The 10604-nt window shown below is 73.8% G+C and carries 8 protein-coding genes; 6 read left to right on the top strand and 2 right to left on the bottom strand.

What is annotated here, in order from left to right; all coding sequences use genetic code 11:
• Positions 1–134 precede the first annotated feature (134 nt).
• Together ACGFYY_RS06515 and ACGFYY_RS06510 are read left to right on the top strand one after the other, a co-directional pair.
• Positions 135–701 carry a hypothetical protein gene (locus ACGFYY_RS06515; protein WP_393707400.1) on the top strand — a complete coding sequence of 189 codons (567 nt, stop codon included), beginning with the start codon at positions 135–137 and terminating at the stop codon, positions 699–701.
• The gene (locus ACGFYY_RS06510; RefSeq protein WP_393707399.1) at positions 698–1174 is read left to right on the top strand and encodes a VOC family protein; all 477 of its coding nucleotides are present in this window, start codon (positions 698–700) and stop codon (positions 1172–1174) included. Before ACGFYY_RS06515 ends, ACGFYY_RS06510 begins: the two co-directional genes overlap by 4 nt.
• On the opposite strand, the gene ACGFYY_RS06505 is transcribed toward ACGFYY_RS06510, so the two are convergent.
• The gene (locus tag ACGFYY_RS06505; RefSeq protein WP_393707398.1) at positions 1063–2964 is read right to left on the bottom strand and encodes a serine hydrolase; all 1902 of its coding nucleotides are present in this window, start codon (positions 2962–2964) and stop codon (positions 1063–1065) included. The two genes, ACGFYY_RS06510 and ACGFYY_RS06505, sit on opposite strands and share 112 nt — an antisense overlap.
• Before the next feature lie 262 nt (positions 2965–3226).
• Here ACGFYY_RS06505 and ACGFYY_RS06500 point away from each other — a divergent pair, with 262 nt between their 5' ends.
• The 4 genes from ACGFYY_RS06500 (at position 3227) to ACGFYY_RS06485 (ending at position 8000) form a co-directional block, all read left to right on the top strand.
• Positions 3227–4342 (top strand): nitronate monooxygenase, encoded by a 1116-nt coding sequence (locus ACGFYY_RS06500; protein WP_393707397.1) that lies wholly within the window; start codon positions 3227–3229, stop codon positions 4340–4342.
• Positions 4343–4347: 5 nt separating this feature from the next.
• Positions 4348–5931 carry an acyl-CoA synthetase gene (locus ACGFYY_RS06495; RefSeq protein WP_393707396.1) on the top strand — a complete coding sequence of 528 codons (1584 nt, stop codon included), beginning with the start codon at positions 4348–4350 and terminating at the stop codon, positions 5929–5931.
• Between the two features lie 168 nt (positions 5932–6099).
• Positions 6100–7203, top strand: a complete 1104-nt coding sequence (locus tag ACGFYY_RS06490) for a calcium:proton antiporter (protein WP_393707395.1) — start codon at positions 6100–6102, stop codon at positions 7201–7203.
• A 62-nt stretch (positions 7204–7265) separates the two neighbouring features.
• Complete coding sequence (locus tag ACGFYY_RS06485; protein WP_393707394.1) at positions 7266–8000, top strand: hypothetical protein; 735 nt, start codon at positions 7266–7268, stop codon at positions 7998–8000.
• Positions 8001–8086: 86 nt separating this feature from the next.
• Here ACGFYY_RS06485 and ACGFYY_RS06480 read toward each other — a convergent pair whose 3' ends face one another.
• Entirely contained in the window at positions 8087–10528 is a 2442-nt protein-coding gene (locus ACGFYY_RS06480) for a penicillin acylase family protein (RefSeq protein ID WP_393707393.1), read from the bottom strand.
• Positions 10529–10604: the final 76 nt, after the last annotated feature.

The following is a 10604-nucleotide window of genomic DNA, read 5'->3' as shown; positions in this document are numbered from 1 at the left end:
CGGGCGGCCCCCCGCGGGCCGGCCCCGGCTGCACACCACCCCCGGGCGGGGCCCCCCCCCCCCCCCCATCTGGGGGCGGGCGGCGCCGCCCGGGCGGCGACGACGTCGATCCTTCGAAGCGGAGCAGCACTGCCATGGCGACCATCGCGGTGACCGGCCACGTGAACCTCACGGCGGCGAGCGTCCCGCCGGTCGGGGAGGCGCTGCGCGCGCTGCTCGCCCGCTACCCGGCCCCGGAGCTCACCGGCATGTCCTGCCTCGCCCCGGGCGCCGACACGGTCTTCGCGGATGCCGTACTCGCCCTGGGCGGGCGGCTGATGGCGGTGCTCCCCTCGGCCGACCACCGGGCGCGGCTGCCGGAGGGTCCGGACGCCGTCGCCTTCGACCGGCTCCTGGGGGCCGCCGCCGAGGTCGAGGTCATGCCGTACCGAAGGGGCGGCACGGACGCCTACGTCGCCGCCAACCGACTTCTGCTCGGCCGGGCCGAACTCCTGGTCGCGGTGTGGGACGGAGGGCCCGGCGGCCGACCGGGCGGAACCGTCCACGCGGTGGCCGCGGCCCGTGCGCGGGGGCTACCGGTGGAGGTCGTCTGGCCGGCCGGCGCCGCCCGGCAGGACCCGGCCCGGCCCGCCACCCGCGGCAGGCGCAACCGCCGCGAGCCGGGCCCGATCGACAGGACACCCGCTAGGATCCGACCATGATCGCCGCACTGCGATGCGTGGTCCTGGACTGCCCCGAGCCGCGGTCGCTCGCCGAGTTCTACCGGTCCCTGCTGGGCGGGAACGTCGACCAGCAGGACCGGCGCCGGGCGCTCGACGACAGCTGGGCGACGCTCCACACCCCCCTCGGGGCCGGTCCTCGCCTTCCAGCAGGCCCTGAACCACGTGCCGCCGCGCCGGCCCGATCCCACCCGGCCGCAGCAGTTCCACGTGGACCTCGGCGTCCCGGACCCGCGCGTCTACGCGGGCCCGGCGGGCCACCCCTTCCGCCTGGTACGACACGGAGCCACGGACCAAGCCGCGGACCGGGCCACGGACCGGGCCACGGACCGGGCCGCGGCTGTCAGTCCGCCGATCGGGTCCAGCCGACGGCGTCGACGCGGCCGGCGTCGGCCGGGCGGTCCTCCGCGAAGAGGAGCCGGCCCGGTTCCGCCACCCGTACGACGTCCACGTAGGCCCCGCGGCCCACGTAGCGGCCGGTCGCGGTGTGTCGGAAGCGCAGCCGTACCTCGCGTCCCGCCCAGGATTCCGTGAGGGGGGCTTCCAGGCGGTGCCAGACGCGGCCCGACCAGCCGCTCACGGAGCCCCGGGGCCACTGCTCGGGGGTGCCGCCGGTGGACCGCAGCGTGCTGAAGGGCAGCGGCTCCCAGCGCTCCCCGTCGGCGGAGGCCTCCAGGTGCAGGGCACCCTCGCCCGGCACGGTGTCCCACCAGACGGCGCAGCGCAGCCGGGCGGCGCCCGTCGCCGGGACGAGCGGCGGCAACGTGAGGGTGCCCGAGGCCCCCGGCCGGATGCCGGAGAACCAGGCCGCGCCGCCGTGCCGGGTGCGGACCGGGACGGCGCGGGCGAAGCGGTTGCCGACCGCGACCCGCGGCGCGCTGCCGGCCCGCCAGGTCCGTACGGGGTGGACGGAGTTGCCGAGCAGGATCAGGAACGAGTCGGTGGAGGGGTCGAGCACCAGCGAGGTACCGGTGAAGCCGGTGTGCCCGGCGGAGTGCGGGGTGGCCATGGCGCCCATGTACCAGTGCTGGTAGAGCTCGAAGCCGAGGCCGTGGTCGTCGCCGGGGAAGGCCGTGTTGTAGTCGGTGAAGAGCAGCTCGACGGAGGCGGGGCGCAGGATGCGCTTGCCCGCGTAGACCCCGCCGTCGAGGAGGGCGCGGGCCAGCACGGCCAGATCCCAGGCGGTGCCGAAGACCCCGGCATGGCCCGCGACGCCGCCGAGCGCGTACGCGTTCTCGTCGTGGACCTCGCCCCACACCAGCCCGCGGTCCAGGCCGGACCAGGGCGGGCGCTGCACCTCGGTGGCGGCGATGACCCGGCGCCAGGAGAGCGGTGGGTTGTAACGAGTGCGGTGCATCCCGAGCGGAGCGGTGATCTCGTCGCGGAGCAGTGTGTCCAGAGTGCGACCGGTGATCCGTTCCAGGAGCAGTTGCAGCGCGATGAGATTGAGGTCGGAGTAGCGGTAGACGGTCCCCGGGGTCTCCTGCGGTCGGACCGACCACAACAGCCTCAGCCGCCCCTCCCGCGTGGACTCCTGGTAGAAGGGCGCCCAGGAACGCAACCCCGAGGTGTGGGTGAGCAGCTGGCGGACCGTGACGATCTCCTTGCCGCCCCCCACGAACTCCGGCAGGTATCGGCACACCGGAGCCTCCAGCTCCAGCCGCCCGCGTTCCATCTGCTGTACCGCCAGGACGGAGGTGAACAGTTTGGTCAGCGAGGCCAGGTCGAAGACGGTGTCCTCGGCCATCGCGATCCGCTCGGCCGTCGGGAACTCCCGGACCCGGTCCGCCCGTCCGTCGTAGTCCGCGTACCGGACCGCGTACCCCATGGCACGGTGCAGGGCGATGGTGCGCCCCCGGCCGGCGAGGACCACCGCTCCGGCGTAGTAGGGATGTTCGGGGGAGGGACCCAGGAAGCGCCGGGCCTCGTCGGCGACCCCCTCCAAGTGCTGCTCCAACAGGCCCGCCTGGCGGGCCGACCCGTACCGCAGGCGCAGCCCTTGGAGCGCGCGTCGCTCGGCGGGACCGCCCGCGGCACCCGCGGAGCCCGGGAGCGCCGCGTGCAGGACGAGTACCCCGCCCAGCGCGAGCAACCGCGCCCCGAGCCGCCGCCGGCTCGGCCCGCGGCCCGGCTCGGCGACGCCGGCGCGCCCCTCCCCGGGGTCGCGCGGTTGCTCGCGGCCGACGCCGCCCGGCCGTTCCGTGCCGACCTCCGCCACCGCTTCGGCCCCCGTGTCCGCTGCCATGTCCGGTCCTCCTCGTCCGCGACCCGCGCCCGCCACACCCGCATCCGCATCCGCCGTGCACCTTCCGCGCCCCCGGCCCGCACCCCGGCCGCCGCGACCCGCCGCCGCCCGCCGTCCGTCGAGCGGGGCGCGGGCGATCCGCACGGTAGTGGGTATCTGCCCGCCCGTCGGGCACCCTCCGCACCGACCGACCCGTAAAGAATCTGACACTGCATCAGAAAATCTCTTCCCTCGGCCGGCGGGCTGCGGCATCCTGCCGCCCATGAAGACGGAGTTGAGCAAGAAACTGGGAGTCGAGCACGCCATCTTCGGCTTCACGCCCTTCCCGGCGGTCGCCGCTGCCATCACCCGCGCGGGCGGTTTCGGTGTGCTCGGCGCGGTCCGCTACTCGGCCCCCGACGACCTGAAACGCGACCTCGACTGGATGCAGGAGCACACCGACGGCAAGCCCTACGGCCTCGACGTCGTCATGCCCGCCAAGAAGGCCGTCGACGGCATCGCCGAGGCCGACATCGAGGCGATGATCCCGGCCGCGCACCGCGCCTTCGTCCGCGATACCCTCGCCAAGCACCACGTGCCCGAGTTCGCCGAGGGCGAGGCCTCCGGCTGGCGGATCACCGGCTGGATGGAGCAGGTCGCCAGGAGCCAGCTCGACGTCGCCTTCGACTACCCCATCAAACTCCTGGCGAACGCGCTCGGTTCGCCGCCCGCCGACGTCATCGCGCGCGCCCACGACCACGGTGTCCTCGTCGCCGCCCTCGCGGGCAGCGCCAAGCACGCCCGCCGCCACGCCGAGGCCGGCATCGACATCGTCGTCGCCCAGGGCTACGAGGCCGGCGGCCACACCGGCGACATCGCCACCATGGTCCTGGTCCCCGAGATCGTCGAGGCGGTCGCCCCCCTCCCCGTTCTCGCCGCCGGCGGCATCGGCAGCGGCGAGCAGATCGCCGCGGGCCTCGCCCTCGGCGCCCAGGGCGCCTGGCTCGGCTCGCTCTGGCTCACCACCACCGAGGCGGACCTCCACTCGCGCGCCCTCACGGCGAAACTGCTCGCCGCCGGTTCCGGCGACACCGTCCGCTCCCGCGCCCTCACCGGCAAGCCCGCCCGCCAGTTGCGGACCGAGTGGACCGACGCCTGGGACGACCCGGCGGGTCCGGGCGCGCTCCCCATGCCGCTCCAGGGCCTGCTCGTGGCCGAGGCCGTCTCCCGGATCCAGAAGTACGAGATCCAGCCCCTGCTCGGTACCCCCGTCGGCCAGATCGTCGGCCGGATGACCGAGGAACGCAGCGTCCAGGCCGTCTTCGACGACCTCACCAGCGGGTTCGAGAGGGCGATCGACCGCATCAACCGCATCGCCGGCCGAGTCCGAGAGGCGTGACCGACATGACCGCGACGACGTCCACCACCCCCGCCGCCGACCGGCAGCCGCCCAACGGCTTCTGGGCCCAGGCCGCCGCCGACCCCGGGCGCACCGTACTCGTGACCCCGGAAGGTGAGGAATGGAGCGCCGGCCGGCTGCACGCCGACGTCAACCGCCTCGTCCACGGCCTGCGCGTCGCCGGGCTGGAGAAGGGCGACGTCTTCGCGGTCGTCCTCCCCAACGGCGTCGAGTTCCTGACCGCGTACCTGGCCGCCTCCCAGGCGGGCTTCTACCTCGTCCCCGTCAACCACCACCTCGTGGGCCCCGAGATCGCCTGGATCGTCTCCGACTCCGGGGCCAAGGTCCTCATCGCCCATGAGCGCTTCGCCGACGCCGCCACCGCCGCCGCCGACGAGGCCGCCCTGCCCGCGAGCCACCGGTACGCCGTCGGAGCGGTCTCCGGCTTCCGCCCGTACGCGCAGCTTCTCGACGGGCAGCCCGCGACCGCCCCCGAGGGTCGCACCCTGGGCTGGGTCATGAATTACACCTCCGGTACCACCGGCCGCCCGCGCGGCATCCGCCGCCCGCTGCCCGGCAAGCTCCCGGAGGAGACGTACCTGGGCGGCTTCCTCGGCATCTTCGGCATCCGGCCCTTCGACGGCAACGTCCACCTGGTCTGCTCGCCGCTCTACCACACGGCCGTGCTCCAATTCGCGGGAGCCGCCCTGCACATCGGGCATCCGCTGGTCCTGATGGACAAGTGGACCCCGCAGGAGATGCTCCGCCTGATCGACGGCCACGCGTGCACGCACACCCACATGGTGCCGACCCAGTTCCATCGCCTCCTCGCCCTCCCGCAGGAGACGAAGGACGCGTACGACGTCTCCTCCATGCGGCACGCCATCCACGGCGCCGCACCCTGTCCCGACCACGTCAAACGGGCGATGATCGACTGGTGGGGCCGGTGCGTGGAGGAGTACTACGCGGCCAGCGAGGGCGGCGGCGCCTTCGCGACCGCCGAGGACTGGCTGAAGAAGCCGGGAACGGTCGGCAAGGCCTGGCCGATCAGCGAACTCGCCATCTTCGACGACGACGGCAACCGGCTGCCCGCCGGGGAACTGGGCACCGTCTACCTCAAGATGAACACGGGCGGCTTCAGCTACCACAAGGACGAGGGCAAGACGAGGAAGAACCGTATCGGCGACTTCTTCACCGTCGGCGACCTGGGGCTGATGGACGAGGAGGGCTACCTCTTCCTCCGCGACCGCAAGATCGACATGATCATCTCGGGCGGGGTCAACATCTACCCCGCCGAGATCGAGTCGGCCCTGCTCACCCACCCGGCCGTCGCGGACGCCGCCGCCTTCGGCATCCCGCACGCGGACTGGGGCGAGCAGGTCAAGGCGGTCGTCGAACCGGCCGAGGGCTTCGTGGCGGGCGACGCCCTGGCCGCGGAGATCCTGCACCACTGCGAGCGGCAGCTGGCGGGCTACAAGCGCCCCAAGACGGTCGACTTCATCGAGACGATGCCACGCGACCCGAACGGCAAGCTCTACAAGCGGCGGTTGCGCGACCCTTACTGGGAGGGCCACGAGCGCGCGATGTGACGCGAAACGCCGCTGTGCCCAGGTCGGTCCCGTCCCACGGCGCGGGGCCGACCTGCCGCCGTCGCTCCGGAGCGGCGGCGGGTCCGCCGCCGTGAGAAACGCCACGTGCTTGCCCCGGAGGCGCGCCTTGCGCCGCACCGAGGGGACAATTCTGGCAACTTTGCCGATATGAGTACGGCTACCCGCAGATCCCCCCTGATCGACTGGACCCTCGTGGTCCCCGTGGTGGCGCTGGTCGCCCTCGTCTTCAGCTGGGGGCGGGACCTACCCGGCTTCGCGGTGGCGCTCGTCGCGCTCTGTCTCGCCGGCGCGGTGCTCGCGGCCGTCCACCACGCCGAAGTCGTCGCCCACCGCGTCGGCGAACCCTTCGGCTCCCTCGTCCTCGCCGTGGCGGTCACCGTCATCGAGGTGGCGCTCATCGTCACCCTGATGGCCGACGGCGGTGACAAGACCGCCTCCCTGGCCCGGGACACCGTCTTCGCCGCCGTCATGATCACCTGCAACGGCATCGTCGGCATCTCCCTGCTCGTCGGCGCCCTGCGCAACCGGATCGCCGTGTTCAACCCCGAGGGCTCCGGGGCAGCCCTCGCCACCGTCGCGACCCTGGCCACCCTCAGCCTGGTCCTGCCGACGTTCACCACCAGCAAGCCCGGCCCGGAGTTCTCCACCGCGCAGCTCACGTTCGCCGCCGTCGCCTCGCTCGCCCTGTACGGGCTCTTCGTCGCCGTCCAGACGGTCCGTCACCGCAGCTACTTCCTCCCCGTGGACACCGGACAGGGCCCCGGTGCCGACGAGGACCACGCGGAGCCGCCCACCGCCCGCGCCGCCCTCGTCAGCCTCGGCCTGCTGCTGGTGGCGCTCGTGGCCGTGGTCGGCGACGCCAAGGCCGTGTCCCCGACCATCGAGCGGGCCGTCGCGGCCGCCGGGCTGCCCCAGGCGGTCGTCGGTGTGATCATCGCCCTGCTCGTCCTGCTGCCCGAGACCCTCGCAGCCGTCCGCGCCGCCCGCCGCGACCGCGTGCAGACCAGCCTCAACCTCGCCTACGGATCCGCCATCGCCAGCATCGGCCTGACCATCCCGGCGATCGCGCTCGCCTCGATCTGGCTCTCCGGCCCGCTCCTGCTCGGCCTCGGCCCGATCCACATGGTGCTGCTCGCCCTGACCGTCGTGGTCAGCGCCCTCACCATCGTCCCGGGGCGCGCCACGCTGCTGCAGGGCGGCGTACACATCGTGCTGCTGGCCGCGTACCTCTTCCTCGCCGTCAGCCCCTAGTGCCGTGCGCCCCGCGCGACCCCGCGCGGGGCCGGATCCCGGGTCCTCCCTACGCTCCTCCCATGACCATGGGCCTACACATCCCGGAGTACCTGCAGGACCGCGAGCTGGTCGCGAGCGAGGACCTCGCCCGCGACCCCGTCTTCTGGCTCGCCCATCTCCTCCTGACCATCGGCGATCCGGGCGAGCCCACCGAGCCCTACGGCGTGGACGCGGCCGCCTACGACGCCATGGTGGACCGCCTCAGCGACCCCGAGCTGCCTTGGCCCGTGGTGCGGATCCGCTTCGACGGCGGGCACACGGCCTATGCCGTCTACGCCAACGAGGAGGACGAGAACAACGTCGAGTTCTTCGTCCGGCACCCCCGATGGGGGCGCCTGGGCCATCTCGGCCAGTGCGGCGCCGACGACGCCCGCCCCGGCTTGTCCTGGACGGAGCTCCGCACGCTCGCCACCCGCACGCAGGACGGCGGTGAAGGGCTGACCGATCCGTCCGAGCGCCTGCTGCTCCTGCTCCCGATGCTCGGGGACGCCGCCCTGCCCGCCGAGGCGCGCGACGTCGTGGCCCGTGCGCTCGCGCACTGCGGCATACGCGCGGACGCCGCCGGCGAGCTGGCCGCGACCCTGCTGGGGGAGCCGGATCCGGACAGCGGACCCCGGTGGACGGTCACGGAGAGCGCCCCGATCGCGGTGTGTTCCTCCCCGTACAGCCCCCGCCGGGTTCCGCTCGCCCTGGGCATCACCCCGGATCAGGCTCGGGCCCTGGCCACCGCCCTCGGCGGGACGCGGGCCGGATGACCGCCGCGGCCCCGCCTCCCCCCGTACGGTCGGGAAGAGGCGGGGCCGGCGGCGGGTCCGGGCAGAGGCCGGCCCGGTCCTGCGGGTCACCGCCGTTCGCGGATCAGGACCACCTTCAGCTTCGGCGAGGTGAGGATGTCCCGCTCGCAGAAACGTGCCGTGACCCAGCGCTCCTCGGAGTACATCCGGGTCTGGTCGGCGTAGTACGGCGAGAGCGGGTTCGAGGACTGGCTGTACGTCAGCAGGGTGCGCGCCACGGGACAGCGGCTCCCGTCCCAACCGACCGCCTGGATATGGCTGGAGCCGTGCACGACCTCCGGGTAGCCGCCGGCCGCCGCGTTCCACGGGGCTTCGATCTTGTTCCAGACGCCGAGTGCCTCCGTACCGCCACCCACCGGCAGCTTGCGCCCGCCGCGGACGACGAACTGGTGCTCACCCAGCGGTGCGTCCAGCGCGATCCCGGCCGCCTTCAGCTCCGCCACCGCGTCCGCGAGCGCCCGCCCGATGCCGGGGGCCGCCCGGTCGAGCGTACGAGGGGTGCGTACGGGATCGGCCGCCGAGAACGGCACCAGCCACAGATCCTTGGCCGGTGTCGAAGCCGTCAGCCTGCGCCAGAACCGGTCGAAGAGCAGTGCCCCGCGACTGCCGCTGTCGGTCGTACGGTCCCAGCCCGCCAGCACTCCGCAGGCCGCCGAGACGTCCACCGCACGGCCGTCGCTCCCCGTCGCCGTGCCGCCCGGCAGGGCCGAGCACGCCTTCGCCGCGTCCGCAGCCGCCAGATCACCGGCCGGCACCCGGTTCGCGAACTGCTGCCTCTGCAGGTCGGCCACGGTCAGCCGGCCCTTCGTGGCCATCGCCGCCACGTCCTCGACCGCCCCGCGCGTGCGCGGCGAGCGCGGGGTGGCGACACTGCCCCAGATCCGCTCGTAGCCCGTCAGCGGCCGGTCGGCGTTGGCCAGCCAGGCACTGTCGTTGGAGTTCTCCGCGTACGGGGCGTCCCGCAGCGTCGGCGCCTTCCCCGGGCCGAAGACGCCCGGCTGCACCGCGTCCGGATCCGAGCCGATCGCGCAGTCGCCGCGCGAACCGTCCAGCACCGCCAGGCCCGAGGCCGGGTACGTGGCGCGGCCCAGCGGGGTGGAACAGCGGGCCGCCAGCTCGTCGGTGATCCGGGGGAGGACCTGGGTCTGGGTGAAGAGGGTGCCGCCCGTGGAGTCGGCGGCCACGGTGTTGACCCAGGGCAGGCCCTGCGTGCGCTTCAGCGCGTCCTGGATCCCGGCCACCGAGCGGGCTTTGCCCATCGCGAGGGCGGTGTCCGAGCCGCGCAGGTTCGCCGCGTTCGGGTCGTTCAGCGCGTACGCCGTCTGCGCGGTCCAGGGCAGCGGCAGGCTCGGCCCGAGATCCGAGACCACGGGCCCGTAGCGGGTCCACCACTGGGTACGGGTGACGGGGGTGCCGCCCGCCACCGGGACGGTGACGGTCCGCCGGGTCATCGGCTCGGGCCTGCCGTCGACCAGGTAGGCGGTCGGATCGGCCGGGTCCAGGGCGAGCTGATGGAGGTTGACCGGGGTGCCGGTGGCCACCGTGTGGCTCCAGGCCACCTTCTCGTTGAAGCCGATGTTGACCACGGCGGTGCCGAGCAGGGAGGCGCCCGAGACGTTCAGCTCGCCCGGGATGGTCTGCTGGAACTGCCAGAAGCGGCGCCCGCCCTGCCACGGGTAGTGCGGGTTCCCCAGGAGCAGACCGCGGCCGCTCGCCGTGGTGGAGCCGGCGAAGGCCACGGCGTTGGAGCCCATGTCGTAGCGTCCGGTGTCGAAGAACTCCCGCGCGGCCTCGGCCGCGGCAGCCGGATCGGTCTCCTGGGGGGACGCCGTGGGGCCGGTCGGCGAGCCCGCGGCGCCCGGCGGCCGCGCGGCCGTGATGCCGTCGATGCCGCGGCCCTGGCCGCCGAGGACCGAGACCGCGAAGCCGCGGGCGGCCACGTCGGCCGTGGTGACCGGGCGGACCCAGCCGGCGTCCTTGCACCCCGGGTCGGTGATCCTGTTCTGGGCCAGCCAGGCGTTGTACCCGGCGGCCCAGCCGCGCATCAGTTCCTCGAGGTCCTCGGTGGGACCGGCCGGGGCGGGTGTCGCCAGCAGCTTCTCCATCGTGCCGGACTCCCGCACCCCCTTGAAGTAGAGGTCGCTGGAGAGGTTCTTCGTGGCCGAGGAGAGCGAGAAGTCGGGCGCCGCGTCGGCGCCGAACCAGCGGGAACGCTCACCGGAGACGGTCACGAACCCGTCGGCGAGGACACAGACCTGGTCGGCGGCCTGGGCCCAGCCGGTGCCGAAGCCGAGCCGCGCGTAGTCGCGGGCGAGGATGTGCGGGATGCCGTTCTCGGTGTACCGGACGACGGCGGACAGGCCGCCTCCGGTGACCGTCCGGTCGTCGGGAGCCGCTGCCGCCGTCTGGGGTACGGCGGCCGTCGCGGCGAGCAGAGCGGCACCGGTGAGGGCGACGCGGCGGAGTATCGGACGAGTGCTGAGATGCAACAGTCCTCCCAAGTGGCCTGCGGGTGGGCGTGGTTACCCGTCGAACAGGCGGTACGTCCGTGCCCCCACACTCATT

This window comes from Streptomyces sp. NPDC048331, from assembly GCF_043201215.1.
Lineage (GTDB): Bacteria > Actinomycetota > Actinomycetes > Streptomycetales > Streptomycetaceae > Streptomyces.
This window is presented reverse-complemented; position numbering and strand designations above follow the sequence as displayed.